The sequence below is a fragment of the Thioalkalivibrio sp. ALE16 genome (assembly GCF_000381305.1).
GTDB lineage: Bacteria > Pseudomonadota > Gammaproteobacteria > Ectothiorhodospirales > Ectothiorhodospiraceae > Thioalkalivibrio.
On the sequence record NZ_KB906361.1, the window covers coordinates 98,597 to 121,642 of the forward strand.

Genomic DNA, 23,046 nt, shown 5'->3' on the forward strand with positions numbered 1-23,046 from the left:
GTAGTGGTGCTAATGCTTGCGCAAACTTCTATCGCCTGTCAAACACCCTTCGAGCGCGATCGCGAGGATTCACGCATACGTTGCACCCCCATTTCGCGACGCGCAATGCGGCCGAGTGGCCGAGATCGGCGCCGCCGTGGCGGAAGCGTTCGACGCCTCGGCCAAATACCCGAAACTTCCGGTGCCTGATGTGATGCGGTGATGAAGTGACAGGGATCGATCGACGGTGCCGTCCGTGACCCTCATCTTCAAATTCGCGCGGAGACCGCGGCGTTCAGGCCGAGGAGGAAGCGCGCTCTCCTTTGATTGGAAATCTTCGTCCTTCGGGGCGGAGAGCAGTCAATTCGCATGACCGGTGCTTTTTGGCGCCGGCAAGCCCCGCCTAAAAGGCCTTTGAATCCGGCTTGGATCTATGCAACCCTTTGGGTTGGCGACATTGCTCGCATCGATTTCTTGGCACGAATGGATTTGTGTCGAACACCGGAAAGGATTCTGACCTCTGTATGTATCTCTTCTTCTGATGCGCTCCACGGGGATCCCTCGTGCGGATGGACTGTGCGCGCCCAACTGAAAGGATTCAGTATGCAATTTCGCCCTACGTTTCTTCGTCGCTCTGTATTTTCCGTATTGGTCGGTTCTGTGGGTCTGGTGGCCCAACCAGTGATGGCCGATGCCGGCTGGGTTCTTCAAAGTCCCTCGCATGTTGAGGCGCCGGATCGCATTGAGGCGCCGGATCCTCGAGGCGAACTGACCACCCTGATCGAGCAGCTCCATCGTGATGGTGAGCTGGATCTCTACGCTCATGTGGATACGGATGCGCGGATCATTGAGATCCGCCAGGCCGACATCGACGCGACAGGGCCGTTGGCGGGCTATATCGGCGAATCCCTCTCCGACACACAGAAACGACTCCCCTTGATCGATCAGGCGGCTGAATCGCGTGGCGGCGAGCCCGCCATTCGTTACGGCCGCGTGGAGGATGGCGCTCTTCCTGTGCATACGGAAATCCGGGATGCCGACCGTACGGTTCTCGCGGCCATGCTCTCGTCCTACGGTGGCCGCAACACGGGAGAGAATGTTCTCTCCGGGGTTTTTCGCACCGGGTACGGCGGGTGGATTTTGGGGGGCGGGTATTCCCGGGGCGTCGCCGCGATCAGCCCCTCCGATTCCCGAAATGGGCGCTACGATGCGCTTCAGCTCAGCGCTCAGCGTCCGACCCCGGCGGGTATCTTCTCGGCCCGGGCGGCCTACTCGGAGTCCAAACAGGGCGGCGATCTCGAGGACTTCGATCTGAACAGCGACACCGCTCAGTATTCGGTCGGCTGGTCCTACCCTGTTCAGGGTGTTGAGCCCTATGTCAGTTTGACCCATTACCGCCAGAAGACCGATATCGGCATCGTGTCGCTTGAGGGCGCCCAGAATTCCACGGCGCTGATGGCCGGCGCGGAAATGGACCATTCCATCGAATGGGAAGGCGCTGACCCGATGATGCTCACACTCGACGCTTCTTTGGAACAGGGCCTGACGTCCCGCACGACCGGCTTCGGTCTCGGCCGTGAGGTCGATTCCCAATGGACCCGCCTGGCGTTGGATCTGACGGCCAACCAACCGATGGGCGACTGGCTCTGGTCCTTCAATGCGGGGGCGCAAGAAAATTCCGGTACGTTGCCGAACCAGCGCGACTTTGTGGTCGGTGGTCAGCATCGAGGCAATGGCTATCGGGCCGGGATTGCCTCGGTCACCAGGGGCCAGTACGCCGGGGTTCGGTTGTTCACGCCAGCGATCGATACAGAGAACAACCGCTTCCGACCTTTCGTGGGGTACAACGCTGGCAACGGGCGCCCCCTGATCGGGGAGCGGCGGGCGGTGGAGAGCGCAGAACTCGGAACCGTGGTTCGTTTCGGTGAGCATTTCTCCGGGGAAATCGGCTACGCCTGGGTGATTAACGAGAAGAACATCAACACCACCGATTCGGATGGTCGAGTCAACTTCAACCTGGTTGCCCGCTTCTGAGCCGGCATCGACTTTCGAGAGGGATCTCAAAATCATGAACCATATTTTCAAGAGCATCTTCAACGCCGCTCTGGGCACCTGGGTGGCTGTTTCGGAAATCGACGGGCGGCGCGGCCGCCGGGCGTCCGGGGTCTCCGGCGCGGCGGCGGAAAGCGTGGGAGTTTCGCCATCGCGTTTCCGCCGCTTGGGTGCGCTTTCGGCGGGAATTGCCCTCGGAGTGGCCAGCGTCGGGGCGTCGGCGGGGCTTCCCGGGGGTGGCGTTTTCATCAATGGATCCGATGGCCAGATCATCGAGTTGAGCAACTCGCAACTCCAGATCCTTGCCGATCAGGTGGGCGGCAGTGCGCTGGGCGTTCGTGATGCCGTCACCATTGACTGGCAGGACGGTTTTAATATCGACGCCGGCAATGAAGTGATCTTCAGCCCCGATGGGGCGGCGGGTACCCCGGGCATTTGGGTCAATATCGATCAGACGGGTGTGCTTTCGCAGATCGCGGGGACGCTCACTAACGACACCAGCGCCTCGGTGGCGTTGATCAACCCGAATGGGATGCACATCGGTGGCCAGGCCGTCCTTCCGTCCAACTTCGTCGGCCTGTCCGCGGATCCTGTTGTGGGGGATGGGGTCGTGAACGCTGAACTCAATAGTGCGCCGATCACTGTGGAATCGGGCGTCACGATTGAAGGGCTCGATGGGGATGGTGTCTCAGCCCCGGATATCCACGCTTCCGTCAATGCCGATGAGATCGAGTCCAGCGATCTCGAGGCCGGGGCTGACATCGGCGCGATGCTGCCCTTCATGACCGGCCAAACGGGCCAAACTGACGCATCCTGGAATGCCCCAGGGGTCGTGGTTGAGCTGCGCAACGAGGCGGGGGTCGATGCCGATTTTCACCTCCAGATGCCGGATGTGGAAGGCGCAATGGATGGCGCTCCTAACCAGCAGCAGATGACGATCCGTACCAATGGCATAGGGGTCATGCACTCCATCATCCACACCGGGGAGGTGGTCAATTTCAACCTTCTCTACGAGAACAGCTTTGCCGACGCGCTTTCCATCTACGCACCGCGTGAAACGGGCGGTCATCTTATGGGGCGTATTGAGATGGATGCGCCAAACTTTGATACCACCCCCTATACGCGCGCGTTCCGGCTTTATGGTTACCAGAACCTTTTTAACGCCCACCTGAAGGCCACCAACAGCCTGATCGAAATCCGTTCGGATCGCCCCGGGGCCGATTACCAATCCACCTTCCAGGGGGTGCACATTCGCGACAGCCATATTGAAGCAAGCGGAACGGAGTCTGATATCACGATCTCCCAGGATCTATCCGATCTTTCCGAGAGCTTTACGATCCATATCGACAACTCCGAGATCCAGGCGGGAATCGATCTTGATGTCAACACCCACGCGGGCTCCTTGTCTGTTTCGGATTCCACTTTGAGCGCCGGGCGCTCGATGAGCGTTGAAACCAATCCGGGAACAGGTGGTGATCTGCGCATTGAGCGTTCGGATCTTGTTTTGACGGGTGTCGATGACGATGCGGATCCTCCACCGGTCCTCCTCGCGATGCTGATGATGGAGCCCGAGCCCGATGATGGCGGGATTTTTTTGGTGGCATCCCCCGATGACGGGGGTGACATCATCTTTCGTGATGCCTCGACCATCGATACGAATGGCCGCGTGGTCGCTTTCGACGCCGGCGGGCGTACCTACCTTGGCGTTCTCCCTGACGGCGAGGGCGAATGGACGGATGATCCCAATCATACAGAGACGATGATCAATGGCGTGGCCGTCGCGGATATGGGCGATGACGAGCTTGTGCGGTTCGGTTCCGACTACAACCCGGAAGGCCTGGACGGCACCCTCTTCGATCCGTCAGAAGTTGGAACCGTAGTGTTGGTGGCCGGAGAAAACGACAGCCCGGTTGATGACGAGCGCACGATTCGCACAGTCTGGCCAACGAGTGAGGAGCCCGAGCCCGAACCGGAGCCCGAGCCCGAGCCCGAACCGGAACCGGAGCCCGAGCCGGAGCCCGAACCGGAACCGGAGCCGGAACCGGAGCCCGAACCGGAGCCTGAACCAGAGCCTGAACCGGAGCCCGAGCCTGAACCGGAGCCCGAGCCCGAGCCCGAGCCCGAGCCGCCGATTGCGTATGATGATCCCGCTGTATCCGGGGGATTTATCGTGGACGCCGAGGTGGGGCGCGACCGAGGGCTAGAAGAGCCGGTGGTCTACAGCGATCGAACCCTCCGGACTCAATCTTCGGTGCGCAGCTCTGGCGTTATCCAGGCCTCTTCCGAAGAGGAAGGAGGGGGATCCCTTCCGGGTGATTCGGCGGCGGGGCGAGACGCCTATAAAGAGGGCGACGAGGAATAATCTCGAGATCCCCCTCTCCCCAAGGCCCGCCGGGAAATTGGCGGGCCTTCTTTTTTGAAAACTCGACGGCAGGGGGTTTCTCGGTACCCTGGTACTGAAATCAACCGGGACTGCCCCCCTATTCACAGCAGCGGATTCCGGCCCGAAGCCGGACGGAGAAAAGAGCGATGGCAAAGCGCAAGATTGAAGTCGGATCGCAGTTGATCTATCACACGATCGTTTCCCAGGCGGGTTCTTTTGATAAGGCTCTACTGGAGTTTGTGATGAATTCGGTCGACGCCCACGCGACGGAAATGACCATTGAGATGGATCGGCATGGATTCCGTGTCGAGGACAACGGCAAAGGGATTCAGCGTATCCACGACGTGGAAACGTGCCTTGGCACGCTGGGTTTCGACCATGACGATACGGAAGGTCGTGTCTTTGGCAAATTTGGCGCTGGGAGGGCTCAGGCATGGGCATTTGCGCCCACCTGCATGCGCACCGGCACCTACCAGATGGACGTGGATATCAAGAAGTTCGGGCTGGAATACGAACTTCTCGAGGACCGCGATCCCGTCGATGGATTTCAGGTCAGTGGTACGTTCTATGACCCCATGACACTGTCGGATGTGGAGCGTACCGAGCGTTCACTTGCGGATATGGCCCTGTACGTCTCGCTGCCGATCACCTTCAATGGCCGGCGCCTGAATCGTCCGCCGGAAGATCAGAAATGGACGCTGGAAACCGACGACGCCTGCATTCGGCTCGACCATAGCAGCACGCTGGACGTGTACAACCTCGGGGTGCTGGTCTGTCGGTACAACTCGCGGGACTTCGGCTCCGGCGGGGTGGTGCTGTCGAAGCGCGCCCTTGATGTGAATCTGGCGCGCAATGCCGTGCTGGAGTCCAAGTGCGAGGTCTGGAAGCGGATCAAGAAGGACCTCGGCAAGGCCGTGGGCGCTAAGCCGAAGAAGGCGACTCGCCTCAACGACTTCGAGCGCGAATACTTCCTGACTCAGATTCTTTCGGGTGATCTTTCTCTGATGGACCCGGAAATCGGCAAACTGCGCCTGTTGCAGGACATTACCGGGAAGCGCCACCGCATCGACCGGGTGCTGAATCTGACTGACGTCACCTTTATTTCTAACCACGAGGACGAGCGGCTGGCCGTCCGGGCCCATGAGCGTGGCGACGTGTTCGTTCTGAGTCAATCGATGGTTTTCATGCTGGGGGTGCGTCTGCCTTCATGCGACACCGTTCTGGAGTCGCTCAACGCGCTGTGCCGCAACGAACATTCTGTGCATTTGGAATCTCTTGGATATGCGCCGTTCCGGGGCAACGTTCATCCCTTCGAGGATTACCGGGCGCTGTTCGAGTCCGGTCACGACCTGCTGGACCGCAAGAAGGACCTGACCAAGATTGAGCGGTGCGCCCTAAAGGCGATCGAGCGTCATGCCCGTTTCCTGCCGTCGCTGTTCAGCATGGTGATCGGGGAGTCACGGGAGAAGCGGGACATCCATATCGGCGTCAGTCAGACTGCCGAGGCATGGACCGACGGACGGACGTACATCGCCATCGAGCGCGAGTTTCTCCAGGATATGCGTCGAGGGTTCCCGGGGGTTCTGAAAATCGCCAACCTGCTGGCGCACGAGTATGTGCATGATGTTTCGGATACCACGGGCCATAGCCATAGCCCGGAGTTTTTCGAGCAGTACCACGAGATCACGCAAAATCCGCGTTTCGGGGGTATCGCTCAGGATATTCTCGCCGCCTATCATTCCGAGCTGAAACGTGCAGGCCTGAAGCCGACCAAGGCGATGAATGACGCGCTGGAGTTCGATCAGTCCTGCATCGAACGATCCCACGAGGCCGCCTGATTCGGTGGCCCCATCTTTTCGCCAAGGAGGGCGGCCCCATGCCTGTTTCGCTTAACTCTTGTCACAACCACCCCTTTGACGGTCGCCATCGCACGCCGGTCGTGAACAACGGCTACACGGAGGATGGTCGCCTCAAGACCGTCGAGTGGCCCGTGCAGTGGAGTCCGTCGCAGTGCGTCCACGGGGGGCACCCCGACACCGATCCGATGTGTGAGGGCTGTCGTTGGCGACCGCCGGTGGGGGCGACCCAGGAAGAAATCGACAAGCACGAGCAGGCCGTTATTCTGGCCCTCAATGCCAACGGAACCGGCCCGGGGCCGGAAGGAAACGGATAATGGATAGCATCACCCTGCAAGCAAGGCTTCGGTCGGCGGCGGATGCCGCGAGCATCGACTGGTTCCGCCGCCAGTGTGCGGACGCCTCCGTGGCGATGCGCCTGTACTACAAGCCCGGCGAAATCGCGTTTTGGATCGGCCCCGAGCCCCTGAATGAGGACTGGGTCGAGGACATCCCGATCACCTCGCACATGACGCGCACCAAGGCCGCGCAGCGCATCGTGGAGCGCGCCCAGTCGCTTCCGATCCTGCGGGAGCGGGACCCGGCGTGAACGCGGCGCTGACACCTTTATGCCCCTACTGCGGTGGGTGGTCGGAGCGGGTCGCCGGACGGGATCTCTACCCGCATCGTGCGGACCTGTTTGAGCGCACGTTCTACCGTTGCGATCCGTGCGACGCCCATGTCGGCTGTCACCCGGGAACCGGGAAACCGCTGGGGCGTCTGGCCAATGCGGCCCTTCGCCGGGCGAAGTCCCAGGCGCACGCCGCGTTTGACCCGATCTGGAAAAACGGCGCTATGTCTCGCAGCCAAGCGTATTCGTGGCTGGCGCGTCAGATGGCTCTCCCCAAGTCGGAATGCCACATCGGTGATTTTGACGAGGGGCAGTGTGCGGCGGTCGTGGAGTTGTGCCGCCGACACCCCGAGCACAGGGAGGCCTCATGTCCGTCCTGAAAGCGCTTGCCCAGCACACGGCTCGGTTGCTTACCTTCCGTCACAACGGTGATGGGCTTCCGCGAACCCGGGACGGGGTTTCGGTTGCCGTCTTCCTGATCGCGGTCGCCACTGCGTTGGCGATGCTTCGCTGGGGCGTGGTGCAGGGCTCCGATCACTCCGCGGTCGAACTTGGGTGGGGCTTTGTCGCGTTCGTTTTGATGGCCTATCTCGCGATGGCATTCGCCTATGGGGGTTGGCTGGGCTTCCCGTTGGTCGCTGTTTCCGGTTACGCCATCATCAGCAGTGCGATCGACACCGTGATGATGGCGATCATTCTGGTGGGTGGGTTCACGGATCCATCCGCTGGCGCGGCCGAGCTGATCCTGTTGACCGTCTTTGTGATTCGTGCGGCGATCCGCGAGCGATCACTCCCACCTGTCGATCCGGAGAATTCTCGATGAAGCTCGCTCACTGGCAACACCCCAAGCGGCCCTCTGTCGCCCGTATCTACATCAACGGTATCCCGGGGCTAGGGCGCGAAACGAAGGCCTACTTCGAGCGTTCGGGTCGCGCCAAGATCGGCGTAAACCTGCTGGTCACCAATGACGACTTCTATGACGACGTCCTGGAGGCGCTGTTTGAGGCAGGGATTCTCGAGTCGGAAGCGGAAATGGATTCGCTCACGCTGGATGCGGTGCTGGCTCGTCAGGGGGCGTCCGCCATCCCGCCGACGTCGGGGCGCCCGAAAGCTGCGGTCGCGCCCAGCGGCTCAGGCCCCGCGTACCGTGCGCAGGAAGTTGCTGCACTGGACCCGCATTCGATTCCGGTTCCGGATCCGGTGCTCATCCGTATTGACCATCGGGAGCCCCCGGCGCTGTTCGAGGCGCTTGCGGATATACCCAATGTTCAGGTTGAACGCTGTGAGCTTCCGATGGCGGATATCGAGATCAACGAGCGCTTCGTGATCGAGCGCAAGTCCTGCCGGAGCGGGTCGGGCGGGCGATCCGATTTCGAGTCTTCAGTGATCGACGATTCGAAGCGGCTGTTCTTCCAGTCCGAGAAGATGCGACTGGCCGAAGATTGCGTGCCGGTCGTGATTCTTGAGGGGGAACCCCACCTGTTCCAACAATCCATGACGCCGGCACAGGTCGATGGCGCGATTTCGTTTCTGGTCACGGTCCAGCGGCTCAATGTGATCGTCACACATTCGGTGGAGCACACCGCGTACCTGCTGGTAAAGCTCGCCACCCATGATCGTTCGGGGCTGGGGTATGTCCCGCCGCTGCGCGGCAAGAAGCCCAGCCACCCCAAGGACCAGCTTGCTTTCGTTCTGGAGGGACTGCCCGGTATGAGTGGGTCACTCGCAAAGAGGTTGGCGGCGCACTACGACACCATCGGGCAGATCTGCAACGCAACGGATTCGGAATTGCTCTCAATCGAGGGTATCGGTCCGAAGCGCCTCGAGGGCATACGGAAAGTGCTTGGATAGAAAACGACAGTTGCCCGCGCTTCGATACCTTTGCCGGGGCTCACAACGAAAGGAGGCGTTATGGATTTATCGCAATGGATTTTGTCGCTGGACCCTTGGCAATACTGGTTGATCGCGGCCCTCACCATCCTGGTCCTGGATCTTCTGATCTTCGGCGGTCTGATGTCGGGGGGCGGAGGCATCACCCTCATCCTGGCCGGAGGTGCGCTGGGCGCGATTCTCCCGGCGGCTTTCGGTGCCGACATGGCGGCCCAGGTTCTCGGTGGGATCGGCGGCATGATCGCCATGGGGGGCTTTGTCTTCTGGGTCGGTCGGCGCTGGGTGCGCGGGGACGATGGCAATCTCCGGACCCAGGATGTTCGTGCCGAACGGGAAGCGCTGGTCATCGAAGAGCGAGGGGATCGTGTCGGCGTGACTTTCCTCGGCGACTTCTATCCGGCCCGCGCCGAGGCGGGTGACTACACGCCGAACATCGGAGACCGCGTGCGCGTGGTCCGTTTTGAGGGGATTACCGCTGTGGTAACCCCGTACATGCAATAGCGCGTTCAAACGCAAAGGAAGGAAGTAATGGAAGGATTCATCACATTCGTCGTGCTGGCCGTTCTGGTCGGCGCATTCCTCAGCATGGGGATCACGATGGTCCCGCAGCGGCGATCCATGGTGATCGAGCGTCTGGGCAAGTTTCACCGGGTGCTGACCCCCGGGTTGAACCTGATCATCCCGTTCGTGGACCGTCCGCGGCCGATCACGATTCTTCAGTTCGCGGGTGAGCAGAAGATCGTGCGCACCGAGACGAAGATCGACATGCGGGAGATCCTCCTCGATTTCCCGAATCAGGCGGTGGTCACCAAGGACAACGTCGGGGTCACGATCGACGGGGTGATTTACTACCAAATCATGGACCCGCAGGCGGCCGTGTACGGTGCCGAGAACCTGGTGCTCGCAATCCAGACCCTTGCCCAGACCACGCTCCGCTCGGAGATCGGCAAGATGGAGCTGGACGACATCTTCGAGAACCGCGAGACCATCAACAAGCAGATGGAGGCGGTGATGGACGAGGCCGGCCAGAAATGGGGGCTCAAGGTGAACCGTGTGGAGCTCAAGGACATCAGCATGCCGGATGACATCGTGCAGGCGATGAACCAGCAGATGGTTGCGGAACGCACCCGCCGTGCCACTGTGCGCGAAGCCGAGGGCTACAAGGAGGCGGAAATCCGTCGGGCCGAGGGGGATCGTGATGCGGCGATTGCGCGCGCCGAGGGTGACAAGCAGGAAGCCGTGCTTCGCGCCCAGGGTGAGAAAGACGCCATCGGGCTGATCGTGAGCAGTCTGGAAAACCACCCGGACGGACCGGCGGCGGGTGTGAACTACCTCATCGCCCAGCGCTATATCGGGATGTTGCCGGACCTTGCGAAGAACGGGGATCGCGTATTCGTGCCGATGGAGGGTACGGCTTTGCTGGGCTCGCTCGGTGGCATGCGGGATCTCTTTGGTCCTGGCGCTATGGGGGCTGTGGATGCGAACGGCGGGACTTCCGCGGGTAGCGGACCTGCCACCCGATAGTAACCGAACCGTTACGCGATCAAGCCCGCCAGGACTTCGGTCTCGGCGGGCTTTTTTGTTCCCGAACAAATCGACAAGCCCGGATAATCCGGTAGGCTAATTCCTCGAAATCAACGGAATCGGCCCGGAGCCGGAAGGAGTACCCCATGGGGGGGAATGCAGTTACCAGTACCACGCGCCTGACTTCGTCGGAGCTGATGGTCCTTGCGGCGCGGGTACAGCGCGCCCTCAGTGCTGTTCTCCCGGAACACCACCAGTCCGAGCCGGTTCGGTTTCACTCCGGCAAGCGGGATCACGGGGATTTTGATGTGCTTGTGGCTTGTGATGATGTGGAGTACGTGGATGGACTAGGTGAGGCGCTGAACGCGTCCGAGTGCAAAGTAAATCGGCCGAAGAAGGGCGGTTCGGACCCGAACCGAAAGGTCACCAGCTACTCGGTCCTGGTGGGTCACAAGCCTTTTCAGGTGGATGTTGTGCAGGTTCCGGAAAGTGCCTTCTCGTTTGCGCGCTGGTACTTCGCCTTCAACGATCTGGGAAATCTTCTGGGCCGTGTGGCTCGGCGACTGGGGTTCAAGCTCTCCGAGTCGGGGCTTTGGTGCGAGGTCGATGCGGACGGCGAGCGCGTGGGCGAGGTCGCTGTCACTCGGGATTGGGACGAGGCTCTGACCTTTTTGGGGTACGACTCCGATCGATACTGGGCGGGGGTTGAGGGTGGCTTCGATTCCCTCGAATCCTTGTTTGAGTTCGTTGCCAGTTCGCCGCATTTCAATCCGGCGCCGTTCCGCCCGGAAAACCGGTCCAGTGCGGATCGGCGCCGGGACGCTATGCGGCCGACCTATCAGGCCTTTCTTGCATGGCTGGATCAGCAGGGATCGCACCTGCCTGTGATGGAGGCCTGCGACGAGGAATTGCTTCGGGTTTCGGCGCTGACACAGGCCGCGCGCGATTTTCCGCTCTTCTCTCGTGGTGTTTCCGAGATGCTGGATCACCACCGCCGGATGAAGTCGGTCCATCAGCGCTTCAATGGCCGGGTCGTATCCGACGCCACGGGTCTGGTTGGGTCGGATCTGGGCGCTTTCCTGCGGGCGTTTCGTGAGCGCATGGGCAGTGAGCGGGCTCTGGCGGAGTGGGTCGAGTCGAGGTCCGACTCCGACGTGGGCGCGGCTTTGGCGGTGATGGCAAAGGCCTGGAGGGCGCAGGTCGCGCGCCATGAGGCGGAAGCGAAATCAGGAGTGATGTGATGGATCTCGAGGCACGGGCACGGCAATTCGCGACTGAGGCCCACGAGGGTGTGGGTCAGGTACGCAAGTACACCGGTGATCCGTATATCGTTCATCCGGGCGCGGTCGCGGATCTGGTGCGTACAGTGGATCACACCGAGGCGATGCTGGCCGCCGCGTGGCTTCACGACACGGTGGAAGATACCGACGTCGAACTTCCGGACATCGAGCGGGAATTCGGTGGCGAGGTCGCCTCCCTCGTTTACTGGCTCACCGACGTGAGTCGGCCCGAGGATGGCAACCGGCGGCAGCGAAAAGCACTGGACCGGGCACATCTGGCGCAGGCGCCCGCCGCCGCCCAGACCGTGAAGCTCGCCGACCTGATTGACAACTCCCGTTCGATCTTTCAGCACGACCCGGGGTTCGCCCGGGTGTATCTGGACGAGAAGCGGATGTTGCTGGATGTCCTGGAGGCCGGGGATCCGCGACTGCATGAGTACGCATGCCTGCTGGTCGAGGATTACGAGGGCCGGCTGGCGCGTGCTGCCGAGCAGCGTTTCAGCTAACCTTTCGGCATAACCCAGAATTCCAAGGATGGAATCGATGCATGAACGCCCTCTATACCCCGCCCACGCAAGCTGGTGACCGCATGGATGCGCTTGCACTCACTCCAACCTCGCCCCTGATGCGCTACTACGGTGCGAAGTGGCGCCTGGCCCCTTGGATTCTGGAGCATTTCCCGCCGCATCGTCTGTATGTCGAACCCTTCGGCGGGGCCGCCGGCGTGCTACTGCAAAAGCCACGGGCGGCGCTCGACATCTACAACGACCTGGACGAGGCCGTCGTGAACATCTTTCGGGTCCTGCGGGATCCCGAGCAGGGCGCCGCCCTGACGCGCGCCTGCGAGCTGACCCCATACTCGCGAGCGGAGTTCGAGCGTTCCTTTGAGACCGTAGAGGACCCAGTGGAGGCGGCGCGTCGCACATTATTTCGGGCGTGGTCGTCCTACGGCTCGACCGGGGCGACCCGCGTAGGCCGGTCGGGGTTTCGTTGCGACCAGGGCGAGCATGGGTTCCAGTCGGCGGATCAGTGGGCCCGGCTGTCGGATGTCCTGCCCGCGTTCATCGAGCGGTTGAAGGGCGTGGTGATCGAAAACCGGGACGGGCTCGATGTCATGCGCCTGTACGACGCACCGGACACTCTCCACTACGTGGATCCCCCGTACCTGCCGGATACCCACCATGTGGATGGGGGGCGCTACTACCGCTGCAACCTGTTCGAAGAAGACCATGTGCGCTTACTGGAGATGGTGCGCGGTTTGAAGGGTCGCGTGGTCCTCAGTGGGTACCCGAATGATCTATACGATCATTGGTTGCCGGACTGGACCCGCATCCATCGCCCATCCGCCGCCGCCGCCAACGGGGGCTCGGTTACCCGGACGGAATGCCTTTGGCTGAATCCGGCGGTGGTCCGCTCCGGCCGCCAGCCGTCTTTGTTTGGAGTTCAAGAGATGGACTAACCCTCGACATGGTGGGTACCCAATACTCACCCCAATGGATGAAGCGGCGCAGGAGCGCCAAGGAGAACGAAATGGATTTTCACGGACGGATCATGAGCCTCACGCTCACCCCGCGGTATGCCGACACCCGACGCGCGATCGTGGACGGCAAGAACGTCATGGAGTCGGTCAACTGGATGTACAAGTGCGGCGCTCGGGATGCTCGGCATGCCGCCGCCGAAGTCGCAATCGAGGCCGATCAAGCGATCGATGCGTTGAAACGGGCGCTTGAAGCCTACGAAGCCTGCTGGGCGGAGAATCCGCCCGACCCGGATTCCGATTGGGGGCGCGCTCGGTCCGAGGCGCGGGCCGCGCTGGATCTTGTCTCCCATCCCTGGGACTCGGCGGAGCAGGAGGCCGGATAGCATGGACTCGAATGATCGGATGGAAGTGGAGAACCGCAAGGCAAGAGTCGATTTCGAGGAATGCTGGTGTGCGCTGAAACAGGCGCGCGAGGAAATCGAACGACTTCAGGCCTATGCAGAGACACTCCAAGCGAATCTCGGGCGGGGTGAGCGGGATCGGCAGGCCCTGCTCAATGCACTTCGTGAGCTGTACTGGATCTCCGAATCCGCGATTGCAGCGGGGGAATGGCGGATGGAGGGGGCGAGCGACCCTCGCCAGGTCCTGATGCAGGTGGCGTCTCTCATTTCCGTACAGGCTGCCGCTGATTCAATCGAAACGTGAGCGGGGCGCGATTGACGGCCGGGTGCGGTAAAGAATTCGACAAACGTCGCCCGTTCGGTAGCCTTGAGGTTGAACAGGGCGACCCGCTCGCGCCTTCCCCGAGCGGCGGATTCCGGCCCGGAGCTGGAGGAGAAACATCATGCCGAATAGCACTGTTATCTACACCAAGCTGGGTGAACAGCGAGGTCAGAAGCGTCTCTGGCTGGAAGGCCAGCGACTGGCCCGCATGGGCATCGAACCCGGTCAGACCTACGAGCTGGCCGAGACGGACGGTGGCGCCAAAGGGGTGACCCTGCGCTTTACGCCGTCCGGGGCGCGCAAGGTGTCCCGTCGCAAGCGCGGTGATCGCGAGTACCCGGTCATCGACGTGGCGAACGACGACATCGCCCGCATCCTCGGGGAGTCCGAGCGGGTGCGGGTGGTGATCCGCGAGGGCCGCATCGACGTCACCCTGCATCACCACGAGGCCGCGACCCGCCAGCGCCGCGAGACGCTGCACGGGCGCATTGCCTCGGGTCAGCCCATTCGGATCGGGTCGCTGGCCCATGGTGGCGGTGTACTGGACCACGCGCTGCACACCGGGCTCGAGTCGGCCGGCGTCCCGGCGACACTGGCCTTCGCCAATGAATTCGATGGGGCGTATCTGGATGCCTCGCTCCAGAACAACCCGGTCTGGAGCCCGGAGAGTGTCGCTATCGAGGGGCCGATGCAGGACATCGAGTGGCGCAAGCTGCCCGCGATCGACCTGCTGGTGGCGGGGCTCCCTTGCACCGGCGCCTCGAAATCCGGGCGCTCCAAGAACCACCTGAAGGCCGCCGAGGAACACGAAACCGCCGGGGCGTTGTTCGTGGCCTTCCTCGCCGCCATCCAGACCCTCACGCCCTCCATGATCGTGCTGGAGAACGTACCCGAGTACGGGAAGACCGTGAGCATGACCGTCATCCGCTCGGTGCTCGCCAGCCTCGACTACGAACTGCATGAGACGGTGATCGACGGCTGGGAGATGGGGTCGCTGGAGAAGCGCAAGCGGTTCTGTCTGGTCGCCACCAACGAGAACATTCCGTTCGATTTTGCCGGACTGCGGCCGATCCGCCAGCGGGAGGCGCAGGTCGCGGACATTCTGGATCCGATCGCGCTGGATGATCCGATGTGGAAGTCCTACGACTATCTGGCGGCCAAGGAGGTGAAGGACAAGGCGGCCGGAAAGGGCTTTCGGACGCAGGTTCAGGACGGCTCGCAGGATGGCTATGGCACTTTGGGTCGCGGATACGCGAAGGTCCGATCCACAGAATTGCGCATCCAGCACCCGACCGATCCGGCCCTGAGCCGCATCCTCACTCCGGCCGAACACGCCCGGGGCAAGACCATCCCGGAATCGCTGGTCGCCGGCCTGAGTGCCACCCGCGCTCACGAGATCCTCGGCCAGTCGGTGATTCATACCGCCTTCGCGGCCGTGGGCCGGCATCTGGGGCAGGCGCTCCGGGCCATGGTCCGCCAGCCTGAGCGTCCGGTTCTGGCGCAGGCGGCGTAACGATATCCTCCGGGTGGGCCTTGGGTGGCGCACCCGGCAATTTTTCACGTGAGCAAGGGGCTCCGTATGAACAGTACCGACGATTTCTTTGAGCAGGGCGACCGCGCTTCAGGGTCGAGCCAATCGATTCCGCTTCCGGAGCGACTTCGGAATGAACTGGCAAAGCGGAATTGGCGACAATCCGATCTGGCGCGGGCCTGCGGGATGGGTCGGGATGCCATCTCGACCTACATCAAGGGGCGGTCTCATCCCTCCCCCGAAAACGCAAGGAAAATGGCGCGGGTGCTCGGCTGCTCGGTATCGGATCTGCTCCCCGGATTCGTGGGAGGTGTGAACGATACTGGTAGGGATGGGGCCGCGCCGGCCCTTGAGATCCGCCAGTCGAGTTCGGACCCGAGCCGGATGTGGGTGCAGGTCAACCAAGCGGTCACCCCCGCGCAGGCCATGGCGATCATGGAGATTCTCCAGAACAAGGGCGGGTGAGCGGCCTCGGCACGGCGTCGCCAGGGGCTCCCCGCGTCACTATGTGTGAAGGGTCGCACTAGAAGAACTCGACAACTGGTTCGTGGACGATACGCTGGGCACCATCCAACCAGGGAGTGACCGATGGCAGTGAATCAAGGAAAGATCATGGAGGGCCTCGAAACGGCAGTTTCCGGCGCCGGTGACGAGTTCATCTACCGCTTCCTCGAGCTGTACGACTTCCCGCGGGCGACGGTAACCCAGCTACGCAAGGGCACCGGCAACCGGAACGTCGCCGACGAACCGGGGGCGGTCGCGCTCCGAAACAAGCTCTACTTCCTGCCGGTGCCGGCGGGGCAGAGCGTATCCGCGGCCTTCGATGCGCTCCTGGCCTCCGGGCGGATCGAGCGTCACTCCATGCGGTTCGTCTTCGTTACGGACTTCGACACGGTGATGGCCTTCGATCGCGCGATGGATGATCGGGTCGAGTTCGGTTTCCAGGAGATCCCGCGCCAGTACAGCTTCTTCCTGCCGTTGGCGGGCCAGGAGCGGGTGCAGATGCATACCGAGGCCGTGGCGGACGTAAAGGCGGCGGATCGCATGGGGCGCTTCTGTGACCTTCTGCGTGACCGGAACCCTCTGGATACCCCCGAGGATATCCATGGCCTCAATGTCTTCCTGACGCGCATCCTGTTCTGTCTGTTCGCGGAAGACACGGGGATCTTCGAAAAACACCAGTTCACCGAGGCCTTCCTGAGCCACACGGCCGAGGATGGCTCGAACGCCCACTTGTTCCTTCGTGAGCTGTTCCAGGTTCTGAATGAACCGGAGCGCCCCGGGGATCGGCCGGCGCATCTGGCCGCGTTCCCGTACGTCAACGGCGGCCTGTTCGAGCAGGATCTCCCGGTGCCGAAGATGGCCGGGCGGGCGCGTCGCCTACTGCGGGATGCGGGCAAGCTCGACTGGTCCGAGATCAACCCCGACATTTTTGGCTCCATGTTCCAGTCCGTGATTGACCCGGAACAGCGGGGCAGCCTGGGTCAGCACTACACGTCCCCCAGCAACATCATGAAGGTGCTGCGTCCACTGTTTCTGGACGGGCTCCACGAGGACCTCAAGAAGGCCGAAGGGAGCCCGAAGAAGCTCAATCGGCTGCTGGAGCGCCTGCATTCCCTGAAGGTGTTTGACCCGGCGGCCGGCTCCGGGAATTTCCTGATCACGGCATACAAGGAGCTGCGCCGGCTGGAGATGGCGGTGTTCAAGGCGCTGGATCGCGCCGATACGCCGGAGCCATTGATCCCTGAACCCCAGGACGAGATGTTCGACAAGCCAGGGCAGCAGCCGCTCATGGCGCCCGCGTCGCAACGCAACATCTATATGAGCGGCATCCGCCTGGAGCAGTTCTACGGTATCGAGATCGACGATTTCGCCCACGAGATTGCGCTGCTTTCACTCTGGCTGGCGGAGCACCAGATGAATCTCGAGTTCCGCGAGGAATTCGGGTATGCCGAGCCAGCGTTGCCGCTGAAGTCGAGTGGGAGCATTGCGCTGGGTGACAGCCTGCACCTGAACTGGAAGAAGGTGTGCCCGGTCGATTCCGGGGCGGAGGTCTATGTCTGCGGCAACCCGCCGTTCCTCGGTGCCAACGGACGCTCGGACGAACAGAATGCGTCTATGGAATTGGTGTTTTCCGGATTCCGGAAGTATCGCTACCTCGACTTCGTGGCCTCCTGGTTCTGGAAGGGCGCCCAGTACATCCGGGGCACCGAGGCTCAGTGCGCCTTCGTGTCCACGAACTCGATCTGCCAGGGCGAGCAGGTCGCCATGCTGTGGCCCTACATCCTCGATCTCGGCGTCAAGATCCGTTTCGCCTACCAGACGTTTGCGTGGAAGAACAGTGCTCGGGGCAACGCCGGTGTCCACGTCATCGTGGTGGGCCTGACGGATGGCGGGGCTTCACTCGCCCGCGGTGATCGGACGATCTACAAGTTTACGGAAGGGGAGTGGCGCTACCAGCGGGTCAAGAACATCAGCCCCTACCTGCTGGAAGGAACGGACACGGTCGTTAAGAGCCGCAGCAACCCCCTGGTCGCGAGTTCGCCGATGGTGTACGGGAACAAGCCCGTGGACGGTGGCCACCTGATGCTCACGACCCAGGAAAAGGACGAACTGATCGCGGCTGAGCCCCAGGCCGCGAAGTGGATCAAGCGGCTGCTTGGCGCGGATGAATTCCTGAAAGGGAAAGATCGCTGGTGTCTGTGGCTGGTTGGTGCCACCGAGCAGGACATCGATGCGATGCCGCTGGTTCGGGGGCGAGTAGAGAAAGTGCGCGAGAAGCGACTCCAAAGCCGAGATGCCGGGGCTCGTCAGCTTGCGGAGAACCCTCACGAATTCCGCGACACCAACAACCCTAAGCAGTACATCCTCGTCCCTCGCCACACGTCTGAGCGCCGAGAATACGCGCCGGTTGGTTTTTTTGGGAGCGATGTTATTGCCGCAGATTCGGTTCAGATCATCCCTGATAGCACCACCTACGACTTCGCCATCCTCTCCACCCAGATGCACATGGACTGGCTACGGCTCGTGGGTGGTCGTCTAAAAAGCGACTATCGCTATTCGGGGAAGCTCGTCTACAACACCTTCCCCTGGCCCCCGGCGACCGACCGCCAGCGCTCCGAAATCGAGGCACTGGGCGAGGAGGTGCTTCTCGCTCGGGAGGAGACCTTCGAGTGGACCATGGCGGAGATGTATGACCCCGACAAAATGCCGGATGCCTTGCGCAAGGCGCACCGGGAACTCGATGAAGCGGTCGAGCGGCTGTACCGGGCGAAGCCCTTCCGTGACCAGGCCGAACGCCAGGAGTACCTTCTGGCGCGATACGAACAACTGATTCAGCAGGAGCAAGGAGCCGCAAATGCCTGATCTTATCCGCGTCGAGTACGGCCAGACCGGCACCAGCTCGTCCACCGATTCCATGGGTATGCGGGAGATGCAGGCACGCGCCTTCGAATCCCGAGACCAGCAATACCTCCTGATCAAGGCGCCCCCGGCCTCCGGGAAATCCCGGGCGTTAATGTTCATCGCCCTCGACAAGCTCCTGAACCAGGGGCTTCAGAAGGCGATCGTGGCGGTCCCGGAGCGCTCCATCGGCAACTCGTTCAAGAACACCGCCCTGACCGAGCACGGCTTTTTTGCCGACTGGCAGGTGCGGCCGGAGCACAACCTGTGCACCTCGGGGTCCGATAACAAGAAGGTCGATGCCTTTGAGCGTTTCGTGCGGGCATCCGCCGAGGACCTGGCGGATCGCACCCTGGTCTGCACGCACGCTACGCTACGGTTCGCTTACGACCGCCTGGGGGCGCAGGCCTTTGATGGCATCGTGGTCGCGATTGACGAATTCCATCATGTCAGCGCCGACGAGGAGAACCGCCTGGGGGCCCTGATCGATGGGCTGATGCATCACTCGACGGCCCATGTCGTCGCCATGTCGGGTTCCTATTTCCGCGGGGACACCGTTCCGATCCTTCTGCCGGAGGATGAAGCGGTGTTCGGCAAGGTGACCTACACCTACTACGAGCAGCTCAACGGCTATCGCTATCTGAAGAGCCTCGGCATCGGCTATCACTTCTACCAGGGTCTCTACATCGAGGCACTGAAGGAGGTGCTGGACAGCGATCGCAAGACGCTCATCCACATTCCGAACGTCAACTCGGCCGAATCCACGACCGACAAGTATGCCGAGGTGGATTCCATCATCGATGCCATCGGCGAGGTCGACCACGAGGATGACGCCACCGGTCTGATCCATGTGCGCCGGGCGGATGGCCGCCTCATCAAGGTCGCCAACCTCGTCGAAGACGAACTCAAGCACCGATACCGAGTGATGGACTTTCTGCGAACCGTGGAAGACCGCGAGGACGTGGACATCATCATCGCGCTCGGCATGGCGAAGGAGGGCTTCGATTGGCCCTGGTGCGAGCATGTCTTGACCATCGGCTATCGCCGATCCATGACGGAGGTAGTGCAGATCATCGGCCGCGCGACCCGTGACGCCCCCGGCAAGACTCATGCGCAGTTTACCAACCTGATCGCGCAGCCGGATGCCGAAGACGACGACGTAAAGGTCGCGGTCAATAACATGCTCAAGTCCATAACGGTCTCCCTGCTGATGGAGCAGGTCATGGCGCCCACCTTCCAGTTCCGGCCACGCGAGCCGGGCCCCGGTGCCCTGGTGGAGCCCGGTACCATCCAGGTCGGTGAGGAAGGCGGGCCGAAGCCTAGCAAGCGGGTTCTCGACATCCTCAACAACAGCGGTGATGACATCGTGGCCGCGCTGCACCAGAAGCCCGATGTGGCCACGTCCGCGGTCGACCCCGGGATGGAGGATGATTACGCCAGCCGCGTCGAGCTACCGAAAGTGATCCGCCAGCAACATCCGGATTTGCACGAGGACGAGGTCGAATTCATCCGGTCGGGGATTCAGACCCAGCTCGCGATCAACTCGTCGGGCGGGATCGTGAACGAAGAGGACTTGCCCGAGGGCGCCGTTATTGCCGAGCCATCAGGCCAAAGCGCTGAATCGGGTGAGGGCAGTCCACTGACCGGGGCTGGTTACGACGATGGGAATACCGGCACGGGCCACCCGCCAGTCACCACGGGCGAAAGTACGGGCACTCGGCAGTTCGTCCGCATGGGGAATCGCTTCATCAATATCGAGGATCTGAACCTCGACATGATCGACCAGGTGAACCCGTTCCGGGGTGCCTTCGAGGTACTCTCCAAATCGGTGACCGCCTCGATGCTGAAGACCATCCAGGATGTCGTCAGTAGCCGGCGCATCCAGATGTCCGAGGAAGAAGCGGTGGTGCTCTGGCCGAGGATCAAGGCCTTCAAGAGCGAGCAGGGGCGGGATCCATCGATGCACTCGCATGATCCGGTGGAGGTCCGCTACGCCGAAGCGCTGGCATTCATCCGCAACAAGAAGCGGGAGCGGGCAGGGGCGACCGGGTAATGGCCCGCTATCGGTCCCTCGATGAAGTGCTGGAGGAGCCCGACGACCTGGGGCTCCTGAAGGTCCGGACCCCGGTGCAGTCGGAGTCCCGGGAGGGCCGGCTGGCGGCAGGCTTTGAGGCGATCAACGCATTCATGGATCAGCACGGCCGGGAGCCTTCGGATCAGGGTTCCGTGGAGGAGCGCGGCCTTTGCCGTCGCCTGGCGCGTATCCGTGCGAACCCCTCGCTCGTGGAGGCCCTGTCCGAACACGACCGGCACGGTCTTCTGGCCGCTGCACCGCGTTCAGAAGAAACAGCCGGGTCAGACGAGGCGTCAGGGCCGGGTGATAATGCCGTTGCGGTGCCGGCGGCCTCGATCGAAAGCCTGGACGACATCTGGGACGACGATGATTTGGGGCTGCTCGATCCCGGGGATGAATCGATCTTCGAGTCGCGCCACCTCGGGAAACGGTCGAAGGGGCACACCCCGCCAGACGGGATCGCCCAGCGCCGCCCCTGCGAGGATTTCTTGCGCTTCGAGCCCCTGTTCCGGCGGATTCAAGAGCGTCTTGAATCCGGCGCGGCCGAGACGGCGCGGTTTCAGTTCGAGAGCAAGATCGATGTCGGCGACTACTTCATCGTCAGTGGCCTGCTATGCCTGGTCGACCAGGTGATTGACGCGCGGGCCGACGTGGATCCCAGCAATCCCCGTTTGCGGGTGATTTTCGACAACGGCACGGAAACCAATCTGCTGAAGTTCTCGCTGGGCAAGGCGCTGTACGCCGACGAGAATGGGCGGCGCGTGCTGGATCCGGATCTTGAAGCGGATCGGATGGCGGGGCTGTCCCATCATGACCACCGTAGCGGCACCATTTATATCCTGCGATCGCGCAGCGCGCATCCAGCCCTGCGGGAGTATCGGGATCTGGTCAAGATCGGGTACACCGAGGGCGAGGTGGCGGATCGCATTGCCAACGCCGAGAACGACCCGGCCTTCCTGGAAGGACCGGTTGAAGTCGTGGAGTCCTTTGCCTGCTACAACCTCGACCCCCGGAAGTTCGAAGGGCTGGTGCACGGCTTTCTTGCGGATCGGCGCCTGTCGATCGCCTTGCAGAGCCGAAAGGGCAAAGTGTTTCATCCGCGCGAGTGGTTCGCGGTCGCCCCTGAATCCGCCATCCAGGTCGTCGAGGCCATCGTGAATGGCACCATCACGAAATATCGCCTCGACAAGATTTCGGGGCGGGTGGTACCCAAAAAACCTGAAGGCCCCATCCCATGATCACCATCCAAAACCAGGGCCAGGCCCTCGTTTCTACTTTTCCTGGAACGCGGGCGCCGGTCGGTTGCTCGTCCCCGACAGCCAGAAGCCGATCATCCGCGAGATGAAGGGTGCCAGGATGGTGATCGTTTCCCGCGGTCCATGGGAACCGTTCGAGGGCGGCGAGGCGAAGGATGCGCTCGAGCTGCTCTGGGAGGACGACTCCGAGACCCCGTTCGCGCTGCACATCGCCATCGAGCAATCCGACCGTCAGCTCCCGGAGCACAACCAGGGTGGCGGTTTCGTTATCACCGCCTGGACGCGGGGCGGGCTGAAGGGGCGATGGCCGGGGCGGTATCGGGAGGTTGAGGCCATCCCGCATCTCCAGCCCTGGAAGGCCCACTAATTCGATCAAGGAGGCGGGTATCAAGATCACCGACAAGAAAACCCCGTTCCTGGGCGTCAGCCGCGTCGATAACGGCTATGTCGTGTTTTCGTGGGACGGGGAAGGAGGGCGCCACCTCAACGGTCGGATCAATGGGTTGGGACCCGAGTCTTTGCGCCACGCGCTTCGCATGCGAAACGATCTCTATGCGGCGCATCCCTTCGCATCAAAAGCGATGGTTATTATGCAGCCCAACATGGACGATGCACGCGCTCGAACGAACACGGGGCATGCGCGCATTTCAGAGATCCATCACCGGGGGCGCTGGCTGTTCCGTGTTCAACACCTGGATGTTGGTACCGGGCGTCGAATGGCCCGGGCGTTCTCCTATAACACGACAGCCCGCCCGGTCAGTCGGGAAGAGGCCTTGCGGGAGGCGCTACGGTTTCGCGAGGACAATGCGGAGGCCGTCGCCCCGATCATTTTGGAGTACAACGCCCGGGTCCAGGAGGCCTTCGAGGAGTTGGCCGAATTGGAGGTCAGCGACCTCACGCCCCGATTGCACACCCTTCAGGGATTCTCTTTGGAGCGCTGGATGGAGTCTCGGGAAGCCGCCTGGGCGTCTTCGGGTGTGTGGGTTTTGGCGTAAAGTCGAGCCAC

The 23,046-nt window shown here is 62.0% G+C and carries 22 protein-coding genes; all 22 read left to right on the plus strand.

Features of this window, described 5'->3' with window-relative positions; genetic code table 11:
* Positions 1–663: 663 nt before the first annotated feature.
* The 22 genes from F627_RS0108345 (at position 664) to F627_RS16980 (ending at position 23,035) form a co-directional block, all read left to right on the plus strand.
* Entirely contained in the window at positions 664–2,013 is a 1,350-nt protein-coding gene (locus F627_RS0108345; RefSeq protein ID WP_019583813.1) for a ShlB/FhaC/HecB family hemolysin secretion/activation protein, read from the plus strand.
* Positions 2,014–2,047: 34 nt separating this feature from the next.
* Positions 2,048–4,393: an ESPR-type extended signal peptide-containing protein gene (locus F627_RS15655; protein WP_019583814.1), complete on the plus strand. Its 2,346-nt coding sequence runs from the start codon at positions 2,048–2,050 to the stop codon at positions 4,391–4,393.
* A gap of 167 nt (positions 4,394–4,560) precedes the next feature.
* Entirely contained in the window at positions 4,561–6,252 is a 1,692-nt protein-coding gene (locus F627_RS0108355) for an ATP-binding protein (protein WP_019583815.1), read from the plus strand.
* A gap of 38 nt (positions 6,253–6,290) precedes the next feature.
* Positions 6,291–6,587, plus strand: coding sequence for a hypothetical protein (locus F627_RS0108360; protein ID WP_019583816.1), 297 nt, complete (start codon positions 6,291–6,293; stop codon positions 6,585–6,587).
* On the plus strand, positions 6,587–6,859 hold the full coding sequence (locus tag F627_RS0108365) for a hypothetical protein (protein WP_019583817.1): 273 nt from the start codon (positions 6,587–6,589) through the stop codon (positions 6,857–6,859). Before F627_RS0108360 ends, F627_RS0108365 begins: the two co-directional genes overlap by 1 nt.
* Positions 6,856–7,260: a zinc-finger-containing protein gene (locus F627_RS16430; RefSeq protein WP_019583818.1), complete on the plus strand. Its 405-nt coding sequence runs from the start codon at positions 6,856–6,858 to the stop codon at positions 7,258–7,260. Before F627_RS0108365 ends, F627_RS16430 begins: the two co-directional genes overlap by 4 nt.
* A complete protein-coding gene (locus tag F627_RS0108370) occupies positions 7,248–7,703 on the plus strand; it encodes a hypothetical protein (protein WP_019583819.1) in 456 nt (151 codons plus the stop codon). The genes F627_RS16430 and F627_RS0108370 overlap by 13 nt, the downstream gene beginning before the upstream one ends.
* Positions 7,700–8,731, plus strand: a complete 1,032-nt coding sequence (locus F627_RS0108375) for an ERCC4 domain-containing protein (RefSeq protein WP_019583820.1) — start codon at positions 7,700–7,702, stop codon at positions 8,729–8,731. The genes F627_RS0108370 and F627_RS0108375 overlap by 4 nt, the downstream gene beginning before the upstream one ends.
* 60 nt (positions 8,732–8,791) lie before the next feature.
* Positions 8,792–9,271 (plus strand): NfeD family protein, encoded by a 480-nt coding sequence (locus F627_RS0108380; protein WP_019583821.1) that lies wholly within the window; start codon positions 8,792–8,794, stop codon positions 9,269–9,271.
* A gap of 27 nt (positions 9,272–9,298) precedes the next feature.
* The gene (locus F627_RS0108385; RefSeq protein WP_019583822.1) at positions 9,299–10,294 is read left to right on the plus strand and encodes an SPFH domain-containing protein; all 996 of its coding nucleotides are present in this window, start codon (positions 9,299–9,301) and stop codon (positions 10,292–10,294) included.
* 146 nt (positions 10,295–10,440) lie between these two features.
* The gene (locus F627_RS0108390; protein ID WP_019583823.1) at positions 10,441–11,535 is read left to right on the plus strand and encodes a hypothetical protein; all 1,095 of its coding nucleotides are present in this window, start codon (positions 10,441–10,443) and stop codon (positions 11,533–11,535) included.
* Positions 11,535–12,080 carry an HD domain-containing protein gene (locus F627_RS15665; protein WP_019583824.1) on the plus strand — a complete coding sequence of 182 codons (546 nt, stop codon included), beginning with the start codon at positions 11,535–11,537 and terminating at the stop codon, positions 12,078–12,080. Before F627_RS0108390 ends, F627_RS15665 begins: the two co-directional genes overlap by 1 nt.
* Before the next feature lie 41 nt (positions 12,081–12,121).
* Positions 12,122–13,033, plus strand: a complete 912-nt coding sequence (locus F627_RS0108400; RefSeq protein WP_019583825.1) for a DNA adenine methylase — start codon at positions 12,122–12,124, stop codon at positions 13,031–13,033.
* A 71-nt stretch (positions 13,034–13,104) separates the two neighbouring features.
* On the plus strand, positions 13,105–13,437 hold the full coding sequence (locus F627_RS0108405; RefSeq protein WP_019583826.1) for a hypothetical protein: 333 nt from the start codon (positions 13,105–13,107) through the stop codon (positions 13,435–13,437).
* A 1-nt stretch (position 13,438) separates the two neighbouring features.
* Positions 13,439–13,759: a hypothetical protein gene (locus tag F627_RS0108410; protein ID WP_019583827.1), complete on the plus strand. Its 321-nt coding sequence runs from the start codon at positions 13,439–13,441 to the stop codon at positions 13,757–13,759.
* 139 nt (positions 13,760–13,898) lie between these two features.
* Positions 13,899–15,290 carry a DNA cytosine methyltransferase gene (locus tag F627_RS0108415; protein ID WP_019583828.1) on the plus strand — a complete coding sequence of 464 codons (1,392 nt, stop codon included), beginning with the start codon at positions 13,899–13,901 and terminating at the stop codon, positions 15,288–15,290.
* A gap of 66 nt (positions 15,291–15,356) precedes the next feature.
* Positions 15,357–15,773 (plus strand): helix-turn-helix transcriptional regulator, encoded by a 417-nt coding sequence (locus F627_RS15670; protein ID WP_231370144.1) that lies wholly within the window; start codon positions 15,357–15,359, stop codon positions 15,771–15,773.
* A gap of 123 nt (positions 15,774–15,896) precedes the next feature.
* Positions 15,897–18,674 (plus strand): DNA methyltransferase, encoded by a 2,778-nt coding sequence (locus F627_RS0108425; RefSeq protein WP_026332071.1) that lies wholly within the window; start codon positions 15,897–15,899, stop codon positions 18,672–18,674.
* On the plus strand, positions 18,667–20,763 hold the full coding sequence (locus F627_RS0108430; protein ID WP_019583831.1) for a DEAD/DEAH box helicase: 2,097 nt from the start codon (positions 18,667–18,669) through the stop codon (positions 20,761–20,763). The genes F627_RS0108425 and F627_RS0108430 overlap by 8 nt, the downstream gene beginning before the upstream one ends.
* A 230-nt stretch (positions 20,764–20,993) precedes the next feature.
* Entirely contained in the window at positions 20,994–22,022 is a 1,029-nt protein-coding gene (locus tag F627_RS0108435; protein WP_231370145.1) for a GIY-YIG nuclease family protein, read from the plus strand.
* Between the two features lie 118 nt (positions 22,023–22,140).
* Positions 22,141–22,407, plus strand: a complete 267-nt coding sequence (locus F627_RS15995) for a hypothetical protein (RefSeq protein WP_231370146.1) — start codon at positions 22,141–22,143, stop codon at positions 22,405–22,407.
* 169 nt (positions 22,408–22,576) lie between these two features.
* Entirely contained in the window at positions 22,577–23,035 is a 459-nt protein-coding gene (locus tag F627_RS16980; protein ID WP_051081490.1) for a hypothetical protein, read from the plus strand.
* Positions 23,036–23,046 lie beyond the last annotated feature (11 nt).